The 20669-nt window shown below is 47.0% G+C and carries 15 protein-coding genes and 1 pseudogene; 10 read left to right on the top strand and 6 right to left on the bottom strand.

Annotated features, from left to right (window positions below):
• Positions 1-86 precede the first annotated feature (86 nt).
• The 6 genes from rpsL to S7335_RS08840 all read left to right on the top strand — a co-directional run bounded on the left by rpsL (position 87) and on the right by S7335_RS08840 (position 5999).
• A complete protein-coding gene (rpsL, locus tag S7335_RS08865) occupies positions 87-461 on the top strand; it encodes a 30S ribosomal protein S12 (protein ID WP_006454669.1) in 375 nt (124 codons plus the stop codon).
• A gap of 205 nt (positions 462-666) precedes the next feature.
• Positions 667-1137, top strand: coding sequence for a 30S ribosomal protein S7 (gene rpsG / locus S7335_RS08860; protein ID WP_006455099.1), 471 nt, complete (start codon positions 667-669; stop codon positions 1135-1137).
• 221 nt (positions 1138-1358) lie between these two features.
• The gene (gene fusA / locus S7335_RS08855) at positions 1359-3434 is read left to right on the top strand and encodes an elongation factor G (protein WP_006455436.1); all 2076 of its coding nucleotides are present in this window, start codon (positions 1359-1361) and stop codon (positions 3432-3434) included.
• A gap of 28 nt (positions 3435-3462) precedes the next feature.
• On the top strand, positions 3463-4692 hold the full coding sequence (tuf, locus tag S7335_RS08850; protein WP_006454131.1) for an elongation factor Tu: 1230 nt from the start codon (positions 3463-3465) through the stop codon (positions 4690-4692).
• A 155-nt stretch (positions 4693-4847) separates the two neighbouring features.
• Positions 4848-5168 carry a 30S ribosomal protein S10 gene (rpsJ, locus tag S7335_RS08845; RefSeq protein ID WP_006454161.1) on the top strand — a complete coding sequence of 107 codons (321 nt, stop codon included), beginning with the start codon at positions 4848-4850 and terminating at the stop codon, positions 5166-5168.
• Between the two features lie 189 nt (positions 5169-5357).
• Positions 5358-5999 (top strand): LON peptidase substrate-binding domain-containing protein, encoded by a 642-nt coding sequence (locus tag S7335_RS08840; protein ID WP_006453668.1) that lies wholly within the window; start codon positions 5358-5360, stop codon positions 5997-5999.
• Positions 6000-6089: 90 nt separating this feature from the next.
• Here the strand turns inward: S7335_RS08840 and pheA are convergent, their stop codons facing one another.
• A complete protein-coding gene (pheA, locus tag S7335_RS08835; protein ID WP_038015941.1) occupies positions 6090-6929 on the bottom strand; it encodes a prephenate dehydratase in 840 nt (279 codons plus the stop codon).
• A gap of 105 nt (positions 6930-7034) precedes the next feature.
• Between pheA and S7335_RS08830 the strand changes: the two genes are divergently transcribed.
• Positions 7035-7601 carry a DUF1997 domain-containing protein gene (locus S7335_RS08830; RefSeq protein WP_006456460.1) on the top strand — a complete coding sequence of 189 codons (567 nt, stop codon included), beginning with the start codon at positions 7035-7037 and terminating at the stop codon, positions 7599-7601.
• Positions 7602-7739: 138 nt separating this feature from the next.
• Here S7335_RS08830 and S7335_RS08825 read toward each other — a convergent pair whose 3' ends face one another.
• From S7335_RS08825 to S7335_RS08805, 5 genes and pseudogenes are all read right to left on the bottom strand, one after another.
• Positions 7740-8372, bottom strand: coding sequence for a ribonuclease HII (locus S7335_RS08825; RefSeq protein WP_050765818.1), 633 nt, complete (start codon positions 8370-8372; stop codon positions 7740-7742).
• Positions 8373-9479: 1107 nt separating this feature from the next.
• Positions 9480-10722 (bottom strand): annotated as a pseudogene (locus S7335_RS29450) (Rne/Rng family ribonuclease); the annotation flags it as partial.
• Positions 10723-11611: 889 nt separating this feature from the next.
• Positions 11612-13480 (bottom strand): ribonuclease J, encoded by a 1869-nt coding sequence (locus tag S7335_RS08815; protein WP_006454447.1) that lies wholly within the window; start codon positions 13478-13480, stop codon positions 11612-11614.
• Positions 13481-14143: 663 nt separating this feature from the next.
• Entirely contained in the window at positions 14144-15085 is a 942-nt protein-coding gene (gene dapA, locus S7335_RS08810) for a 4-hydroxy-tetrahydrodipicolinate synthase (protein WP_006454491.1), read from the bottom strand.
• Positions 15086-15203: 118 nt separating this feature from the next.
• Positions 15204-16238 carry an aspartate-semialdehyde dehydrogenase gene (locus S7335_RS08805; protein WP_006453672.1) on the bottom strand — a complete coding sequence of 345 codons (1035 nt, stop codon included), beginning with the start codon at positions 16236-16238 and terminating at the stop codon, positions 15204-15206.
• Between the two features lie 642 nt (positions 16239-16880).
• On the opposite strand from S7335_RS08805, the gene tig reads away from it, so the two are divergent.
• From tig to clpX, 3 genes are all read left to right on the top strand, one after another.
• Positions 16881-18344 carry a trigger factor gene (gene tig / locus S7335_RS08800; RefSeq protein ID WP_006456625.1) on the top strand — a complete coding sequence of 488 codons (1464 nt, stop codon included), beginning with the start codon at positions 16881-16883 and terminating at the stop codon, positions 18342-18344.
• A 147-nt stretch (positions 18345-18491) separates the two neighbouring features.
• Positions 18492-19301 (top strand): ATP-dependent Clp endopeptidase proteolytic subunit ClpP, encoded by an 810-nt coding sequence (clpP, locus tag S7335_RS08795; RefSeq protein ID WP_006453468.1) that lies wholly within the window; start codon positions 18492-18494, stop codon positions 19299-19301.
• 5 nt (positions 19302-19306) lie between these two features.
• A complete protein-coding gene (gene clpX, locus S7335_RS08790; RefSeq protein WP_006454134.1) occupies positions 19307-20638 on the top strand; it encodes an ATP-dependent protease ATP-binding subunit ClpX in 1332 nt (443 codons plus the stop codon).
• Positions 20639-20669: the final 31 nt, after the last annotated feature.

Here is a 20669-nt window from a genome sequence, read left to right as displayed (position 1 = left end):
GTAGGCCCTGATTGACAAGGTGAAAATTTCCTTGATACTATCGGACTCTATGAAAACTTTTTTGCGGAGTTACAACCCCCCGCCTTATGCCTACGATTCAGCAGCTCATTCGCACTGAGCGTTCAAAAGCAACCAAAAAAACCAAATCTCCTGCGCTAAAGAGTTGCCCTCAGCGTCGTGGTGTTTGTACTCGCGTCTATACAACTACGCCGAAGAAGCCTAACTCAGCTTTGAGAAAAGTTGCTAGGGTTCGTCTGACGTCTGGTTTTGAAGTAACGGCTTATATTCCAGGTATTGGCCATAACTTGCAAGAGCACTCTGTAGTTATGATTCGCGGCGGTCGTGTCAAGGACCTTCCTGGCGTTCGCTATCACATCATCCGTGGCACTCTAGATACAGCCGGTGTCAAAGACCGTCGCCAGAGTCGTTCCAAGTATGGTGCTAAGAAACCAAAAGAATAAGCTTTCCTCTTGATGGAGTGTCTCACTATTTACTGTGGGCCTCTTAGGTGTAGTCGGGCTGGATAATGCTGAGATCCGCTTGTATTGATCCTGAAAGGTTCGTTGCGTTCCGCATTAAGTTGATGAGGCTCCATTTGTTCGCAGTCGATACTTAAAATAGCCAAGAATACTCATTCCTCTTTTCGTTAGCTAGGATTAAAACTTCATGTCTCGTCGTTCAGCAGCTCAAAAACGCACCGTTCCTCCAGATTCTGTTTACAACAGTCGCCTTGTTAGCATGATGTCTCGTCGAATCATGCTCAGTGGAAAAAAGTCTGTGGCTAACAAGATCCTCTATGGAGCCTTTAAAATTATTGAAGAGCGTACTGGAAACGACCCACTAGAGACGTTCGAGCAGGCAGTCCGTAATACAACGCCTCTAGTAGAAGTCAAGGCTCGCCGAGTCGGTGGTGCTACTTACCAGGTACCCATGGAAGTTCGTTCTGAGCGAGGTACCGCACTTTCCCTGCGTTGGATTACCCAATTCTCTCGATCCCGTGGCGGTCGGACGATGGCAATGAAGCTGGCAAATGAGCTGATTGATGCGGCTAATGAGACTGGCGGTGCCGTTCGTAAGCGTGAAGAGACTCACCGGATGGCAGAAGCGAATAAAGCGTTTGCCCACTACCGTTATTAAACGCTTTCTATTTTCTATATCTAGGTCTAAAGGTCTAGGTCCCTCTAGCTGTGCCCTATAGGTCGAGGAGGCATAGCTACGAACAGCTGCTGAACCACTAATAACCATTTCGCTGTTCTATAATTATCTAGCTATGGATTTAGCTAGTGATAGACCTGTGGTATTGCATATCTATAGTGAGTATTCACAGCTATTCATAGCAGATCGATCGGAGGTTCGGTGTGGCACGCACTATTTCGCTAAAAGACGTTAGAAACATCGGCATCGCTGCACATATTGACGCAGGTAAGACGACAACGACTGAGAGAATTTTGTTTTACTCAGGTGTGGTCCATAAGATCGGTGAGGTTCACGACGGTAACGCAGTTACTGACTGGATGGAGCAGGAAAAGGAGCGTGGTATCACTATCACCGCCGCGGCTATCTCTACGACCTGGCGCGAGCATCAAATCAACATTATTGACACCCCTGGTCACGTCGATTTCACGATTGAAGTTGAACGTTCTATGCGGGTCTTAGATGGCGTTGTAGCCGTATTTTGTTCAGTTGGTGGCGTACAACCCCAGTCAGAGACGGTTTGGCGACAGGCAGATCGCTATAAAGTCCCCCGAATTGCCTTTGTCAACAAAATGGACCGAACAGGTGCTGATTTCTTCAAGGTTTACGAGCAGGTCAAAGACCGCCTGAAAGCTAAAGCAATCCCTATTCAAATTCCTATTGGTGCTGAGGACCAGTTTAGAGGCGTTGTCGATCTAGTCCAGATGAAGGCTCATATTTATGAGAATGATTTAGGCACTGACATTCAGGTGACAGATATTCCTGAAGAGATGCGATCGCAAGCGGAAGAATACCGTACCCTGCTCGTCGAAGCGATCGCTGAAACAAATGACGATCTGATGGAGCGCTATCTAGAAGGTGAAGAGTTCTCTGCAGACGTGCTAATGAAGGGCATTCGACAGGCCACTATCAAAGATAATCTGGTACCGATGCTTTGTGGATCTGCCTTTAAAAATAAAGGCGTTCAGCTACTGCTTGATGGCGTTGTAGACTATCTACCCTCACCCCCCGAGGTGCCTGCTATCGAAGGCATCTTACCCAATGGTGAAACAGGGGTTAGACCCGCTAGCGATGAAACGCCAGCAGCTGCTTTGGCATTCAAGATCATGGCCGATCCCTATGGTCGGTTGACCTTCATTAGAGTTTACTCAGGTGTACTTAAAAAAGGCAGCTATGTTTACAACGCTACGAAGGATAAAAAGGAGCGAATTTCACGTTTAATTATCCTCAAGGCCGATGAGCGGACCGAGGTAGAAGAGATGAGAGCAGGCGATTTGGGCGCTGCGCTAGGGCTCAAAGATACGTTTACAGGAGATACAATCTGTGATCCTGATGCTCCAATTGTTTTAGAGTCTCTCTATATTCCCGAACCGGTAATCTCAGTTGCAGTAGAGCCGAAAACCAAGCAAGATATGGAAAAGCTCTCAAAGGCACTTCAGTCTTTATCAGAAGAAGATCCTACCTTCAAAGTAAGTATCGATTCTGAAACTAACCAGACTGTGATTGCCGGCATGGGCGAGCTTCACCTAGATATTCTGGTCAATCGGATGCTTAGAGAGTTCAAGGTAGAGGCCAACATCGGCGCACCGCAGGTAGCCTACCGAGAAACTGTGCTAAAGCCTTCGACAGCCGAGTCAAAGTTTATTCGTCAAAGTGGAGGGAAGGGGCAGTACGGTCATGTCGTGATTGAGCTTGAACCTGGAGAGCAAGGCTCTGGGTTTGAGTTTATTAGTAAAATTGTCGGAGGAACCATTCCGCGAGAATTTATCGGACCTGCTGAGCAAGGGATGAAAGAGGCTTGCGGATCTGGTATTCTAGCCGGATATCCATTAATCGATGTCAAGGTCACTTTGGTGGATGGTTCTTATCACGACGTTGACTCCTCGGAGATGGCATTTAAGATTGCTGGCTCCATGGCAGTCAAAGAGGCAGTGATGAAGGCTTCTCCGGTTCTTTTGGAACCCATGATGAAGGTCGAAGTGGAAGCTCCAGAAGATTTCCTTGGAGACGTGATGGGAGATTTAAACTCTCGTCGTGGTCAGATTGAGGGAATGGGCTCGGAGAGCGGCGTGACGAAGGTTACCTCTCGGGTGCCTTTGGCTGAGATGTTCGGTTATGCGACCGATATTCGCTCCAAGACCCAGGGAAGAGGCTCCTTTTCTATGGAGTTCAGCCAGTACGAGGAAGTTCCGCGTAATGTGGCTGAAGCGATCATCGCTAGAAACAAAGGGAACGCATAGTTAGTTTTAGGAACACACAGAGAAATTCATGGCACGCGCAAAATTTGAAAGAAGTAAACCCCACGTTAATATTGGCACAATTGGCCACGTTGACCACGGCAAGACCACGCTAACTGCAGCAATCACAATGGCACTGGCAGCTGGCGGTGGTGCCAAAGCTCAGAAGTATGATGAAATTGACGCGGCTCCTGAAGAGAAAGCGCGTGGTATCACTATCAATACTGCTCACGTTGAGTACGAGACTGAAAATCGTCACTACGCTCACGTAGACTGCCCTGGCCACGCTGACTATGTGAAGAACATGATCACTGGCGCGGCGCAAATGGACGGCGCAATCTTGGTAGTGTCCGCAGCTGATGGCCCTATGCCTCAAACTCGGGAGCACATCCTGCTAGCAGGTCAAGTTGGCGTGCCCAACATTGTTGTATTTTTGAATAAGCAAGACCAGGTAGACGACGAAGAACTACTTGAGCTAGTTGAGCTAGAGGTGCGTGAGCTACTCAGTTCCTACGATTTTCCTGGCGATGATATCCCCATCGCCACCGGTTCCGCGCTGAAAGCCGTTGAGAAGCTGATTGCTGATCCAACGACTGCTCGTGGTTCTGATGAGTGGGTAGATAAGATTCACACTCTAATGGACGAAGTGGATGCCTATATTCCTACCCCGGAGCGCGAGGTTGATAAGCCCTTCTTGATGGCGGTTGAGGACGTTTTCTCGATTACAGGTCGTGGTACGGTGGCCACCGGTCGGATCGAGCGCGGCGTGGTCAAAGTCGGTGAGACTGTCGAGCTAGTGGGTATTCGTGATACGCGCAACACTACTGTGACTGGCGTAGAGATGTTCCAGAAGACGTTGGATTCTGGCATGGCAGGCGACAACGTAGGCGTTCTACTGCGTGGTGTGCAAAAAGAAGACATCGAACGGGGCATGGTGCTAGCTAAGCCAGGTTCGATTACACCTCATACTGAGTTCGAGTCTGAGGTCTATGTATTGAACAAAGAAGAGGGCGGTCGCCATACACCGTTCTTCCCAGGTTATAAGCCGCAGTTCTACGTGCGGACAACTGATGTAACAGGTTCTATTGAAAGCTTTACTGCTGACGATGGCAGTGCTGCTGAAATGGTAATGCCTGGTGATCGCATCAAAATGAATGTAAAGCTCATCAACCCAATCGCGATTGAGCAAGGCATGCGGTTCGCGATTCGTGAAGGTGGCCGAACTGTCGGTGCAGGCGTCGTTTCTAAAATCACCAAGTAACCTAGTCAGCGCATCGCTGTAATATGACTATAGGGACATAGCACGCTATGTCCCTACGATTGTCGTGGGTCAGAATACAATTTTGACCCACGAAAAATAGACTAACTGAACCTAGAAAACTAAACACTAGCGCACACTTCGGCGCTCAATTATCTATGGCCGCTACTATTCAACAGCAGAAGATCCGTATCCGTCTGAAAGCTTTCGACCGCCGACTGCTAGATACTTCTTGTGAAAAGATTGTCGAGACCGCTAACCGCACCAATGCAACCGCTGTTGGCCCTATCCCACTACCAACAAAGCGCAAGATCTACTGCGTTTTAAGATCTCCTCACGTAGATAAGGACTCTCGGGAGCACTTCGAAACCCGTACTCATCGGCGTATTATTGATATCTATCAACCCTCTTCTAGAACGATTGATGCCCTAATGAAGCTAGACTTACCTGCGGGTGTGGATATTGAGGTGAAGCTGTAGCTTCGATAATATTGAAAATATCGAGACGTCGAGTAATTCTCAATTCTGCCTTTTGAGGGCATCTGCATAAGATGCCCTTCTTTTATAGGACACCTACCTCTGCGTGGCGTGCTGTTTGAGCCTACGTTAAACTAGCTGTTAGCCGCACTCAATTTAGTATCCTAGCGGCGCTGTTCTCATTTATACACAATGGATTTTTCCTCCTCAGTTGCCGTCCGAGAATTACCGCTCTTTCCGTTACCTGAGATGGTTCTATTTCCCGGTAGGCGGTTGCCCTTACATATTTTTGAGTTTCGCTATCGGATGCTGATGAACACCATTCTCCAAGGCGATCGCCGTTTTGGTGTACTGATGGTCGATCCGGCGACTGGAGAGATCGCCAAGGTAGGCTGTTGCGCAGAGGTAATTCATTATCAGCGCATGCCAGATGATCGTATGAAGATTATGACCCTAGGGCAACAGCGGTTTCGAGTGCTTGACTATGTACGAGAAACCCCCTATAGAGTTGGTCTGGTTGAATGGATAGAAGATGAGCCAGTAGAAGAGAATTTAGAGCCTTTAGCAGAACAAGTAGATCGACTTCTGCGAGACGTTGTTCACCTATCAGCAAAACTAACCAGCCAAGATATTGATTTTCCAGAAGATGTTCCAGACTTACCCTTAGAGCTTTCCTATTGGGTGGCAAGCACGCTCTATGGCGTCTCTCTAGAGCAGCAGTCTCTGTTAGAGATGCAAAATACGTTAGCTCGCTTAGAGCGTGAAGCTGAGATCCTAACCTCAACTCGCAATAACTTAGCGGCGCGCACAGCACTAAAGGACGTTCTAGAATAGCGACCCATTAAGACTTCTACTACGTCTATCGCACCCCTTATGGCATCTCACGTATGGCATTTCACCAAGTGTGTGTTTGCTCCGACAAAGCTACTTGGGCTGTGCTAACTTTTTTAGATTGTAACTACCAAAGACCTTTAGCTGAGCGGTGTGCAGCTTTAGAACTTCTAAGGCCGTTTGCATCGTCTGAGCTTTAGCATTAGCTTCTACGTCGACAAAGAATATGTAATCACCAAGTGAGCGCTTGGTTGGACGCGATTCAATTCGGCTCATGTTGATATTGAGCGCTGAGAAAAGCTGTAAAGGCTTGAGTAAAGCGCCAGGTTCATTGCTAAGTAAGCTGAAAGCCAGTGAAGTGAACTCTCCTCCAGTCCAAGGCTGTCTGCCTAAAATCCAGAAACGGGTGTAGTTGTCAGTGAAGTCGTTGATCGGATGAGCTAGGACAGGTAGATTGTAGATCTTCGCGCCCCAAGGGGATGCGATCGCGCCCACACTCGGGTCTTCCTTTAGTTTTGGTAAAGGCTCAGCCGTCGAGCTTGCTCTGACCAGATTCACCTTCGGTAAATGCTTTGCTAGCCAATCACGGCATTGTGCCAATGCTTGAGGGTGTGAGTAAACTGTTTGAATATTATCGACGCTGCTTGCCTCTGATATCAGTGCATGTTGTACGGGTAATGTAAACGCCTGTTGTACATGAATATCGTCAACTTCCCAAAGGGTATCAAGCGTAATGGTGACACCACCGCCGATAGAGTTCTCGATCGGTACTACACAGTACTGAGTTTCACCTGCAACCGTGGCATAAATAGCCTGTGCGATAGTGGAATAGGCCTTCAAGGTGGCAGTCTCAGGGGCAAAGTCGTTGGCAAAGGCCATCGCCGCCATCTCCGAGAAAGTACCCGCTGGTCCAAGGTGTGCAATGAAAATCATCTGAAGGAAGTATCGTGGGTAAGTGTGTAAATGTTAGTGTTGACTTGCAGGCTTTTTCGGGCTTCTGTGATTTTTGTCTCATTACTGATAAACCACTAATAAACCATGGTTCGCTTCACTGCTTGTCAGGCAGTTACTATTTCAGTACCGGAGCAGCCGCTTCCTATAGAGACCTATCTAAGTGAACCACAGCGACTAGTCACAGCGCTGGTTGATAAGACACAGGTAGAAGTACTAGGTCCCAACTTGTTCCGGCTCAAGATCCGTCCGTTGAAGTTTGTTGGACTTACCATACAACCTGTGTGTGACATCGAAATTTGGCTAGAAGAACAAACCGTGCGGCTACGCTCAAATCAGTGTCATATTGAAGGATACGAATCATTCAACCAAAAGTTTTCAATGGATATGCAGGGCTACTTAGTCAGCCAATCGACAAGCACAGGTAAAAAGCTGCGCGGTCAGGCTAACCTGCGTGTGAGTGTTGATCTTCCTTCTGTGGCCACGCTGATGCCCCGTCCTATTCTTGTAAGAACAGGTAACGGTCTACTCAACAGTATCTTGATTACACTTAAACAGCGTCTAATGCGTCAGCTGATAACAGACTACTGCAACTGGGCAACGGCTGATGTGACTTCACAGTCGCCAGGCTCTCCCAAACATAGTTTTTCTTGATACTACTTTTAGATCTATCTTTTCCTGGCATTTCTATTTGCTGTTTGGGCAAAATCATCTATTTGCTATGCGGGCAAAATCATTAGAACTCAGCTATTGAAACTCAGTTCTTCAAGCTGGATTCTAAGGACCGACTCCTTAGTGCCCTATCTCCTGATGCCCTATCTTCAAACGCTTTCTGTCGGATGCCTTATGCTGACAGCCTTTAAATGATTGGCGGTGCTGTCTACATATCCCATACCGAGCAATGCCTGCTCGGTGGTTAGCGCTACCGTATCCTTTATTAGATACAAGATCGTAACCAGGATAATGTCGATCCAATCGACTGACTAGATCATCTCTCCAAACTTTTGCCAAGATACTGGCCGCTGCGATCGCCAGCACAGACTGATCGCCTCTGACAATAGTTTCTTGCTCTATTGGTAAATCAAAGATTCGCTGATTACCATCGATGAGGCACTTATCAGGCATCCACGGTAGCTGGAAAATAGCGCGACGCATTGCTAAGAGTGAGGCCTGTAGAATATTTATCCGATCGATTTCGTAGACAGTGGATAGACCAATACCAAAAGCTGTCAGGGATCTAATTTCGACAGCAAGCTGAGTTCTTCTCTTAGCAGAGAGGGCTTTACTATCAGTGACACCCGCTGATACCAAAGAAGCGATCGCACTATCTGGAACAATCACCGCTGCAGCAACTACCGGGCCAAACAAAGCGCCTCTACCCACTTCGTCCACCCCTGCATATCTACCTGAAAAGGCCTCATTCACTAGCAGAAGATCGTCGTCGCCGTCGACGGCGAACTACTTTTACCGGTTCATCTTCTCCCAAGGCTTCTTCCTCTGTCCTTCCTCCATCAGTCGAGTCTCCATCTGCCGCCAGTTGATCAGAGTAGTCCACCTCTAGGCTCTCTTCATCAGCCAAGTGATCAGAAGATTTTAAAACGGGCAGTTCTTTCGTAGTCTCTTCTTTGATAACAGGCTTAGCTGAACGACGACGTTTCCTGACGGATGTACTTTTATCAGATGGGTTGTCATTAGCATCATCGTCGAAAGACTGTCCGCCACCAGAGGTTGCGCTATCGTCTAGCTCATCTCCTATGGTAGCTTGTTCATCAGGTTGTACGATCTCGTCTTGGGCTGAATTGCTCGCACTTATATGGTTTGGCGTTTCAATGACTCGCTTATTAGATCTCGCTGTTTCTGCAGCAGCCTTGGCTTTAGCCAAAAAATCTTCAGCTTCCCCAGGAAGAACGACAGAGACTACTGAATTTTGCTGATTTTCGATTACCTGTTGGCTGTACACCAATGGCGAAAGGCCCATGACAGCGTATACCCTCTGCTCTTCTAGCGGCATTTCTACTGCAACAATTTCCGGTAGGTCCTCCGACTTGCGGCGATCGTTACGAACGCGCTTGTTTCTGCTACCAACCTCTGCATTGGCCGGCTTACCGTTTTGCTCTTCTCGCTGGTCACTTAGCTGAGCTTCTTGTGATCTATCCTGCTGAGCTTCCCGCCCAGTCCGTTCAAGCTCAACTCTTTCTGATCCTCGGCTACTGCCACGTCGTCGTCGGCGTTCATCGCCGTTCCTATCAGCGCCTTTATCAACCGTCACTGGCAGCGGTGAGCCTGAACGACTGAGCCGATTTGAGGAAGCTCCTTCCGCCCCACGACGACGGCGACGACGTCCCCCTCGACCATTCTTATCGTTGTAGCTAGGGTGATTTAAGAGCTCTAGCTCCTGGAATTCAGACTGGGGTGAAGATGAGCTGCTTGATCTAAGCTCGCGCGCAGTGGGGCGATTAGAGAAGCTCTGTGATGGCGAGCTATATCCAGCTGATCTAGGAGAAGAAACACTCTCCAACTGACTACTCTTTTCAGGGTCTTCACCAGGAAGATGAGCTAAATGGCCCAGGCCACCACAGGTGCTACATGGCTGACCAAACAGCTCGTAGATGTTCTGTCCTTGTCGCTTACGAGTAAGTTCGACTAAGCCTAACTCAGTTAGCTGAGAAATTTGCGGACGAGATTTGTCTGCTCTAATGGCCTTACCAAACTGCTCCAACACCTGCATTTTGTCTTTGAGAGAGTCCATGTCGATAAAGTCGACAACGATGACGCCCGCTATATTGCGCAATCTGAGCTGCCGGGCAATTTCAACAGCTGCCTCACAGTTAGTCCACAAGACTGTTTCTCTAGAGGTTGCAGAACGCGTAAAAGAGCCAGAGTTAACATCGATAACAGTCAATGCTTCGGTAGGCTCAATGATGATGTATCCTCCCGAAGGCAGATCGACCCTGGGTTTGAGGGCCTCGCGAATGGCTGCGTTGACTCTGAAGTATTCAAGAACGTGAGTTGGTTCGTTGTGATAGTCAACCAGGACGTTGCTTGGGATGCGTCCATTATTCCAGCTAGTCAGATGCTTCTTAGTTCTTTGCAGACCGCTTTCTGTATCGGTAACGATTCGATTAACATCGTCGTTGTAGCCATCGCGCAATACTTTTTGGATAAAATCATCATCGCGGTTAAGTAAAGAAGGAGGGCGTGTTGCCATCGCTTCTTGCTGAATGTCTTCCCAGCTTCGCTGTAAAGACTCTAAATCTTCGATGATGGCATCTTCTGGAACACCTTCTGCTTCTGTTCTAATTAGCAGTCCCATCCCCGCAGGCTTCACCAAAATGCCTAGGGCTCGCAGGCGATTACGTTCAGCCTCATTACGGATACGACGAGAAAGATTCACTCCTTTTCCATAAGGCATTAGAACCAGATAGCGTCCCGGTAGGGTGACTTTTCCCGTAAGTCTTGGACCTTTGTTTCCCGTCGGCTCCTTCATGATCTGGACAAGCACTTTTTGCTGAGGCGCTAGCAGTTCAGTAATAGAACCTGCCATTCGTTTAAGCTTCAAAGGACCCAAATCAGAAACGTGCATGAAGCCGTTCTTATCACTATCGCCAATATTAATAAAGGCTGCATCAATACTAGGTAGAATATTTTCTACCGTTCCAAGATAAATATCTCCGACCTGATGGCTACCAGTCGCTACGATAATTTCTTGAATTTGATCTTCTGAGAAAACAGCAGCAATACGATGCTGTTCGGCAATCACGATTTGCTTGGACATTCAATATTCCTTTGAAACCTATCAGCGTGTCCTATGGCTTGAGGACTCACACCTGATGGCTGCTTGAGTTGTAAAAAAATAGATCTCTAGAAAGACACGGGTCTTCTAGATTTAGACATGTTTGAAGGCGTGAATAAGACTGTGATACTTGCTTAACTGCGCTCTAGGCTGAAGCAACACTGTCGATATTCAATAAGATACAATGAGAGCTTCCTCTTTCTACAGAAGCGAGCAACTCGGCTGATGGCAGGCCTCTTTAGACTTTATTATAGAGAAGTGTCTGCAACTACGAAAAAGGATGTTTTCAAGGTTATCTCAATGTCTGAACAACGTAATCTCGCTCTAACAAGATATGTGCCCAAACAATGACTACCGACTCGGCCGTAACCTAAAGCATTTTGCTAGCTACAAGCCTGCCCACTATTGAAACTACCCTTTGTCTGCAGCTATTGTGGCTGTATTATAGCGCTCGCGATGCTTTTGTAAGCTTTTGCTATACAAAAAATTAATGTAATTTCGTGAGATAAAAATACGAACTGATGAAAGGCTATGGCGAGAGCTATCCAGGCCACTTGTTTTTTGATAACTTTATACGAAACTTAGCTATCGTAGTTAGCCTATATGATTCGCTACAGTAGCTGTTCACAAATATAGAGCATCTGCTTTCGTAGAGTGACTCTCTACCGCTAAGGTGTGACCTGCCATAGCATTCTGATTCCACTCTACGAAGCCTGCCTGGGGCGGGAAAGCTGTATTTATGAATTTCCAGCAGCTCTAGGCCCCATCAGCAGAGTCAATAGAAGCTTTAATACTTAGCCAGTGATAAGCTCTATGTTCTATAGCTAATCACCCAGGCTACTTCCAAGTGATTAGCGACTACTTCTAGCGACTAAGCAGAGGCAGTGGATAAAGAGCGGCGACGTCTGCCCGGCTGCGCAGAACCATTATCATCGTCAGAACCAGCGCTGATAGTGGGATTACTCGCCACATCAAAGTGCTGAAGCATAAGCACGGTTACTGGGTATTGTTTGGGAAGTTCGCGACGAACAAATCGACGAGTATCTTCTTCTATACGCGATCGCAATCCATCCCAGTTCACCCGAGGACGTTCACCGTTTGAATCGTCTAGAACTTCCTTCCACCGAGTCCGAACTGATTTAGTGACCACCGGAATGATGATGCTTTCCCACTGCGCTTGCGATCGCGTCGTGACAACCCCGCGTAAGTTAATAGTCGGCTCGCCCAGCAGCTTGCCAGTGCCATCTACCGTGGCTGAAACTGTGATGATGCCATCTTCAGCCAACTGCTGACGCTCTTTTAGAACAGTGCGCTCTACAATACCTGTTCGAGAAGCATCTACCAGCTCAATACCAGCAGTGACTTTGCCATCTACACGGATGTTTTCAGGTGTAACTTTAACCACATCGCCGTTGTTCACAATGGCGATATTCTGCGGCTCAACGCCTAGCTGCTGTGCCATCTCAGCGTGCTTAACTAGCATTCTGTGCTCACCATGCACCGGAATGAAAAACTTAGGTCGAGTCAGCGCCAGCATCAGCTTGTGATCTTCCTGGTAACCATGCCCTGATACGTGTAACCCTTTGCCTTTTCCATAGATAACACGCGCCCCTTGCTGCATCAGCTTGTCGATAGTACCGACCACGCTGATAGTATTACCTGGAATAGGATTAGACGAAAAAATAACCGTATCGCCTTGCTCTATGCGGATTTGTCGATGAGAACGATTAGCGATTCTAGTCAAGGCTGCCATCGGTTCGCCCTGTGAGCCAGTGGTAAGAATCATGGTCTGGTCATTTGGACATTGCTTCAGCTGATTCAAAGGCTTGAACAAGCTATCAGGACATTTAATGTAGCCCAAGTTACGAGCATGTGAAATGACGTTTAGCATAGAGCGGCCTACGACAAAGACTGAACGCTTATGCTTTTGAGCAAGTTCTAGCAGCATGCTTACGCGATGCACAGAAGAAGCAAAAGTGGTAACGAACAGACGGCCTTTGGCATCGCTAAATTCCCTATCTAGATTAGGGAATACAGACCGTTCTGAAGGTGTATTACCAGGAATCTCTGCATTGGTAGAGTCGCTAATAAGGCACAGCACGCCTTCTTCGCCGTATTCAGCAATCTTTTGAAAATCAAAGAATTCGCCATCCACAGGCGTATGGTCAACTTTGAAGTCACCGCTGTGAATAATAGTCCCTACTGGCGTCTTGATCGCCATTGTGAAACTATCCGCCATAGAGTGGGTGTTGCGGATGTACTGGGCGCTAAAGTGTTTGCCAAACTGGACAGTATCTCTCGGTCCGACCGTATGAAGTTCGGTGCTATTCAGAACGCCTGCTTCTTCAAGCTTCCCTTGCAAAAGAGCCATTGCTAAACGCGGGCCATGAATAACCGGAATGTTGAACTGCTTGAGATGAAAAGCAATCCCACCGATATGATCCTCATGACCGTGAGTGACAATCATGCCTTTAATTTTGTGTTGGTTCTCCTTTAGATAGGTAATATCTGGAAGCACAATATTGACGCCATGCATGCCCTCTGTCGGAAAAGACAAGCCAGCATCTAGCAAAACAATCTCGTCACCATACTCAAAAACGCAGGTGTTCTTTCCAATCTCGTGTAGTCCACCGAGAGGAATAATCTTCAAGGCGCCGGCACCCTGTCTTTTGCCGGTCTCTTTCGAGCCATTTGACAATCGTGTGTTGGACTTTTGACTACTGATGGTTCTTCTACTCATGTAGTTTCCTTAGGGTGTAATGATAATTTGAATTTCTGAAAGGTTAGCCGTCGGTTTCGTGCTGGGTTGGAGCGAGGTGGCGAAGTTGCTAGCTGATGAAGGGCGATACTAGCTTCTTTGGATAAGTGATTACTTACTAACACCTTGCCGGGTTTGTTCGCATCGACGAGTCTGTTCGCATAGTCAATGTCAATGAAGGTGCCTAGGATTTTTGCTAGGCCAACTAAGCTGTCGTCTGTGTTTGGTTTACTGATTTTGCCTCTTATGGATTTTGCCTATGGGTTAGTTTTACCTGTGGTGAACGTCTTGGATTTCAATTAGCGCTTCAAGACTGATTAGCTTCGGTTTAGGTCTGGCTCGAGTAGTAGTAGTAGTAGTAGTAGTAGTAAAGCATCTGTAGCAAGAGACTGTCGCTGCATAACGTTAGACTCAACAGCCTTGTACAGACATGACTAGGGCAAACTGCCTTCGATAGAAATAGTTTTGATCTGACAATTTTGTTTTCTAGAGTTATCTAGTTTTTCTAATCTCTTGAGAGTCTCAAACTATAGTCTTTGAACCTAACTCACTTCTTCCCCAACTCACTTCTTCATCGACAGCATTACTTTTTGAGTTGTTACATTCAGCTTATTTCGCTATCTACTTCGCTTCTGATAGTTAGACCTATGCAATGGGCTGTAGTAAGCTCATTTGGGTCAAAGTGTCTGCGAGATCTCGACGCAGTTCGGCTGAGCCTGACGAAAGCGGTAAACGACAGTTCCCAATTGCCCAACCTTGCAAATCTAGAGCTACTTTCAATGGAATTGGGCTAGTGGTCGCAAACAACGCCTTGAACAGCGGAAAGAGCTTTAGATGAATAGCAGCTGCTTGACTAACCTGTCCCGATTCAAATGCCTTAACCATTTCTTGCAAGGCATCTCCAACAAGATGACTTGCAACACTCACCACGCCCACAGCACCTACAGAGAGCATTGGCAACGTTAGAGAGTCATCTCCAGAGTAGATTTCAAATTCAGCGGAACTCAGTCGACTGAGCTGACTGACTTGATCAAGGTTCCCACTAGCTTCTTTGATCGCGATGATGTTGGGAAGCTTTGACAGTTTGATAGCTGTTTCGGGGAGCAAATTGCAGCTTGTGCGTCCAGGCACATTGTAGAGCATGATCGGCAGATCAGGGGCCGCTTGGGCGATCGCTTCGAAGTGGCCATACAGGCCCTCCTGTGGTGGCTTGTTGTAGTAGGGAACCACTTGCAATGAACCATCTAGTCCCAGCTTTTCGGCCTTTCGAGTGGCTTCTATCGCTTCTTGCGTACTATTCGAGCCCGTACCTGCTAGTACTTTAGCTCTACTACCCACAGCTTGCTTAACCGTTTGAAACAGAGCGTATTCCTCATCCCAAGTCAGTGAGGGCGACTCGCCAGTTGTTCCACAGACTAAAACCGTATCTGTGCCATGATCTACCAGATGGTTGGCCAGCTTTTCCGTGAGCGGATAGTTGACTTCACCACTGTCATGAAAGGGCGTTACCATCGCGGTTACGACTCTTCCAAAAAAAGGAACTCTTTTGGATGAAGAGGCTAGTGTATCAACTGAGGTATCAGCCATACTTATCATCATTCAATTTACGTACATGTTCACTTAATACCCTAGCTATCTGCTCATCTACTACCTCCAGTCAGATGCAGTCTTTCTTCAAGCTCTACTTAGACTGTACATAGGCAATTCAAACCACTACAGGTGATCGCATCCATTGCTTTGCAACGACTAGCTCTGCTATTTGAACAGCATTTAGCGCCGCTCCTTTGCGAATTTGATCACCACTTAGCCAAAGCTCCAAACCCTGTGGATTAGAAATATCTTGACGGATACGACCGACTAACACATCGTCTACGCCACTAGCATCGATCGGCATAGGAAAGTAGTTAGCCTGCCAGTCTTCTACTAACTTTACCCCGGATGAGGACTGAATAGCTTTTCTAGCCCTTTCAAGATCAAATGGCTGTTCAAACTCTAAGTTAACAGCTTCTGAGTGAGCTCTAAGGACGGGTACCCGAATACAGGTAGCTGAAACTCTAAGTTCAGGCATACTGAAGATCTTGCGTGTTTCATTGACCATCTTCATCTCTTCTTCACAATATCCCTGCTCATTGAGCGGTGTATTGTGCGGAAAAAGATTAAAAGCAAGTGGATAAGGAAAGCTCTCAGTAGGTGGGGTGTCTCCAGCTAGAATCGCCTTGGCTTGCTGCTTTACCTCTTCCATGGCTCTAGCACCTGCACCACTGGCTGATTGGTAGGTAGCAACTACAATACGCCGGATAGCTTGAATTTGGTGGAGAGGCCAGATAGCTACACTCATCAAAATCGTAGTGCAGTTAGGATTAGCAATAATACCCTGATGGGCTGCTGCAGCCTCTGGATTAACTTCTGGAACAACTAACGGAACAGTATCGTCCATCCGAAAGGCACTAGAATTATCAATCATCAATGCACCTGCGTTGACGATATCTTTGGCCCAACGCTTTGAGATAGCACCACCCGCAGAAGCAAGCACAATATCTACACCATCAAAAGCTTCTTTGCTAACCGCTTCGACAGTGATAGCCTCACCTTTAAAGATAACTTGGCGACCTGCTGAACGTGCTGAAGCTAATAGCTTCAATGATTTGATTGGGAAACTACGTTCTTCTAGCAGCTGAAGTAGCTCGCTTCCAACTGCGCCAGTGGCGCCCAGAATAGCAACGTTATAAGAATCAAACAAACCAGGTATTCTCCATTTTCAACTAAGCACATACATATAAGGCCGAATGAGCTTTTTCTAAGGAGTAGTGAGGTGGGCATCCATCAAAAAAGCATACGTATAATACATACATAGGGATAGGGAATATATAGGGAAGCGTAACTGAGCTATATATTTTTAACCCAACTAAAAAACTTACTGCCGGAACTCCGCATACCGAAGACTTAGTAAATCCCTTTCTGACCACTGCCTAGATAGACCAGACTAAACAGACCAAAGCTAAATATCTTTACGATGCAGTTGCATGTGCGGACAGACCTAATAGGCTTAATCTCAAGTCCACTATGAAGCAATGTTCTAACAATATACCTTGAAGGGAAGTGCCTCAGTAGAAATGGTCTGAAGTGCCTCAGTAGAAATGGTCTTCTATTCTGCTAGTCGATTACTATGCCACTTGTTTCAACCCTGCAAAAAAGTTAAGGCCGATAGGTTAGAGAACTGACCGGTCATAAAATCTATTCAAAAAATAAATAAAGTAAATCAGGTTATGATGTCTAACTGCGATGAATAGCCTGCATCTTACCCTGTTCACGTACGTCAGCTATATTGCACCAGTTACATCGCACCAGCTATTTCCATTATCCCCACCCAACGTATTTGTAAATGAAAGTTACCCAGGAAAATCTGCCCGATAGCCAAGTCGGACTAGAAATAGAAGTCCCCGCTGAGCTATCTAAGCAGGGATATGAAAAAGTGCTGCGCGACTATATGAAGTCAGCCAATATTCCTGGGTTTCGAAAAGGCAAAGTCCCTCGTCAAATTTTGATTCAACGAATTGGCGCTGTGCAGCTAAAAGCAGCTGCGCTAGAAGACATGCTCCAGACAGTCATTGAAAAAGCCATTAAGCAAGAAGAAATAGAGGCCTTAGGCAACTATCAACTGCAATCGGATTTTGAATCTCTAGTCAGTAGCTACACCCCTGGTGAGCCTTTTGTTATCAAAGCCTCTGTCGATGTACCGCCGCGAGTGGCTCTAAGTAAATACAAAGATCTTTCTGTGAAAGCCGAAGAAGTTAAACCGAAAGATAGTCGGGTCGATGAAACTATAGAGGGCTACCGTGAAAATCTGGCGACATTAGTTCCTGTCGAAGATAGAACTGCTAAAGAAGGGGATGTAACGGTCGTTGATTTTGTGGGAAAAGCTGCAAATGAATCAGGTGAACTAGAAGAATTTGAGGGGGGAAGCGCTCAAGATTTTCAAGTTGAGATCAAGGAAGGCCGCTTTATTCCTGGCTTTGTAGAGGGCATTGTCGGGATGAAACTAGAGGAGTCTAAGGAAGTAGAAGTCACCTTCCCAGAAGACTATCCTCAAGCAGAGCTGGCGGGCAAACCTGCAACCTTTGAAATCACACTTAAAGAACTCAAGGAAAAGGAGCTGCCTGATTTAGACGATGATTTCGCAGAGGAGGTCAGTGAATTTGAAACGCTCGAAGAATTACGTCAGTCTCTTGAAGAGCGCTATCAGGAAGAGGCGATCGCCACTACTGACAGGAATATTGAGGAAGCCCTTCTAAACGAGCTAGTTAAGCACGTTGAGGCCGAAATCCCTAAGTCTTTGGTCATGCGGGAGGTAGATTTCATTGTTACCCAAACCGTTATGCAGCTTAGCCGTCAGGGCATTGACATCAATCAGTTCTTAACGAAAGAGCTGGTTGATAACATGCGCGAGAGTTCCAAGCCAGAGGCAATCGAGCGCTTACGTCGAACCCTTGCACTCGGTGAGATTGCCAAGCAAGAATCAATTGCGGTGACTGACGAAGAAGTCACTGAGCGGACCGAAGAGATGATGGCTGAAGTAGATGATCCTAGTCAGGTTGATCCAGAGCGGTTGAATCAGGTTGTCAACGAAGATTTGCTAAAAGAAAAAATTCTAGCCTGGTTAAAGGAAAACTCAGAGATTGAATTGGTTCCTGAAGGTTCGCTAGCTCCGGAAGAAACGCCTGAAGACCCTTCAGAATCGGCTGATACTGATGCCGAAAGCGCCTCAGTATCAGCACCAGAAACAGAAGAAATAGATACAGAACCAATCGAAGCTCAAGCTGTAGAGGTTGAGGTAGTAGATGATTAGCTAGGTCAATTATGCTTTAGAGGTAAGATGCTATCCATGTCGAATGTACGATGACTTCGCTAGAGTGTTACCGCGTCTTAACTTCAGTTCTAGTTTAGATGCGGTACATTAGGCCTGTATGCAGGCAGCTGCTCACTTAAAATTTATATGGACAAATCGACTCAATTGTACGGGCTATCAAAACCTCAAGATCTCTACTGGGGAAGCCTCGTAAATAAGACGCCTAGTAAGAAGGCGATCACGGATCAAAGCATCGACCAAATGAAAAGTAACTATAGTCAATCGGCTAACTGTCAACCGGCTAACTTAGGAGCAGGGTTTTCTGGTTTTCATGCGTCCACCCGGAGCATGCTACCGATGGTGGTTGAGCAATCGGGGCGGGGCGAGCGTGCCTTCGATATTTACTCACGATTGCTCAGAGAACGGATCGTTTTTCTCGGAACGCCGGTCATGGATGATATTGCTGATTCGATTGTGGCTCAACTGTTGTTTTTGGACGCTGAAGATCCAGAAAAAGATGTACAGCTCTATATCAACTCTCCGGGTGGTTCGGTAACAGCAGGCATGGCTATCTACGACACCATGCAGCAGATTCGCCCAGATGTTGTAACGATTTGCTTTGGCTTAGCAGCTAGCATGGGTGCGTTTTTACTCTCAGGCGGAGCTAAAGGCAAGCGAATGTCCTTGCCAAGCGCCCGAATCATGATTCACCAGCCTTCAGGTGGCGCCCAGGGGCAATCGGCTGATATTGAAATTCAGGCGCGTGAGATCTTATATCTCAAAAAGCGTTTGAATGAGATGCTAGCTGACCATACAGGTCAAGATATTAGTCGAATTGAGGCAGATACTGAACGTGATTTCTTTATGTCTGCAGAAGAAGCAAAGGAATACGGTTTGATTGATCAAGTCGTTAGTAGGCAAATGCTCTCCGATACTAAGCTGAGCGCAGTAGGATAACGGTTATGTCAAAGTACGACTCCCATTTAAAGTGCTCCTTTTGTGGCAAATCGCAAGAGCAAGTACGTAAGCTGATTGCAGGCCCCGGGGTTTACGTTTGCGATGAGTGCGTAGACCTTTGCAATGAGATTTTGGATGAGGAGTTGTTTGACTCTAATTCGTCTGTTGCTTCGCCCGCTCCTCGCCGGGATCAGTCTCCTGAAAAGCGGCGAAAGTCATCTTCTAGGCTGTCTTTAGGCCAAATTCCGAAACCGCGGGAGATCAAGTCGTATCTAGATGAGCATGTCATCGGTCAAGACGAAGCCAAAAAAGTTCTCTCCGTTGCGGTTTATAACCACTACAAACGTCTAAGCGTTCAGGCGGAAGGGGAAGAAGCTGAAGATGATATTGAACTGCAAAAATCGAATATCTTGCTGATCGGTCCGACTGGGTGCGGTAAAACACTCTTGGCCCAAACGCTAGCAGCCATATTAGAAGTGCCGTTTGCGGTGGCTGATGCGACTACGCTTACCGAAGCGGGCTATGTAGGAGAAGATGTAGAGAACATCTTGCTAAGACTACTGCAGGTCGCAAATCTCGATGTAGAAGAAGCTCAGCGCGGCATCATCTACATTGATGAGATTGATAAGATTGCGCGTAAGAGTGAGAACCCTTCAATCACCCGCGATGTATCGGGAGAGGGGGTTCAACAGGCATTGCTCAAGATGTTGGAAGGTACGGTGGCGAATGTGCCGCCTCAGGGGGGGCGCAAGCATCCTTATCAGGACTGTATTCAGATCGACACGCGCAATATCTTGTTTGTGTGCGGCGGTGCGTTTGTAGGGCTCGACAAGATCGTAGAGCAGCGAATTGGGAAGAAGTCGATGGGCTTCGTGCAACCGGGCAGAGAAATTAACAGTGACGCAAAGTCTTCTTTGACACTGCAAGATCTAGAGCCGGACGATATTGTCAAGTTTGGGATAATTCCTGAGTTTATTGGACGAATTCCAGCGGTTTCGATTGTAGAGCCGCTAGATGAAAAGACGCTAGTGGCTATTTTGACAGAGCCCAAGAATGCGTTGGTAAAGCAGTTTAAAAAACTGATGCGGATGGATGATGTGGAGCTAGAGTTTGAGCCGGACGCGATTCGGGCGATCGCCAAAGAAGCCTTCAACCGCAAAACGGGTGCGCGGGCGCTGCGCAGCATTATTGAAGAAATTATGCTGGATGTGATGTACGAACTGCCCTCACGAGATGACGTCAAGACCTGCACAATCACCCGCGAAATGGTTGAGAATCGCTCCACGGCCGATTTACTGATGCATCCCTCTTCCTTACCAGAACCAGAATCTGCATAGTTATGTCTACATAGTGGGCTTGTCAGAGGTT

Source organism: Synechococcus sp. PCC 7335, assembly GCF_000155595.1.
Lineage (GTDB): Bacteria > Cyanobacteriota > Cyanobacteriia > Phormidesmidales > Phormidesmidaceae > Phormidesmis.
This window is presented reverse-complemented; position numbering and strand designations above follow the sequence as displayed.

Bases quoted from the DNA above. Each gene is read 5' to 3' on its own strand.
- rpsL (WP_006454669.1), top strand. From the start codon at position 87: ATGCCTACGATTCAGCAGCTCATTCGCACTGAGCGTTCAAAAGCAACC.
- rpsG (WP_006455099.1), top strand. From the start codon at position 667: ATGTCTCGTCGTTCAGCAGCTCAAAAACGCACCGTTCCTCCAGATTCT.
- tuf (WP_006454131.1), top strand. From the start codon at position 3,463: ATGGCACGCGCAAAATTTGAAAGAAGTAAACCCCACGTTAATATTGGC.
- rpsJ (WP_006454161.1), top strand. From the start codon at position 4,848: ATGGCCGCTACTATTCAACAGCAGAAGATCCGTATCCGTCTGAAAGCT.
- S7335_RS08840 (WP_006453668.1), top strand. From the start codon at position 5,358: ATGGATTTTTCCTCCTCAGTTGCCGTCCGAGAATTACCGCTCTTTCCG.
- pheA (WP_038015941.1), bottom strand. From the start codon at position 6,929: ATGATTTTCATTGCACACCTTGGACCAGCGGGTACTTTCTCGGAGATG.
- S7335_RS08830 (WP_006456460.1), top strand. From the start codon at position 7,035: ATGGTTCGCTTCACTGCTTGTCAGGCAGTTACTATTTCAGTACCGGAG.
- S7335_RS08815 (WP_006454447.1), bottom strand. From the start codon at position 13,480: ATGAGTAGAAGAACCATCAGTAGTCAAAAGTCCAACACACGATTGTCA.
- dapA (WP_006454491.1), bottom strand. From the start codon at position 15,085: ATGGCTGATACCTCAGTTGATACACTAGCCTCTTCATCCAAAAGAGTT.
- tig (WP_006456625.1), top strand. From the start codon at position 16,881: ATGAAAGTTACCCAGGAAAATCTGCCCGATAGCCAAGTCGGACTAGAA.
- clpP (WP_006453468.1), top strand. From the start codon at position 18,492: ATGGACAAATCGACTCAATTGTACGGGCTATCAAAACCTCAAGATCTC.
- clpX (WP_006454134.1), top strand. From the start codon at position 19,307: ATGTCAAAGTACGACTCCCATTTAAAGTGCTCCTTTTGTGGCAAATCG.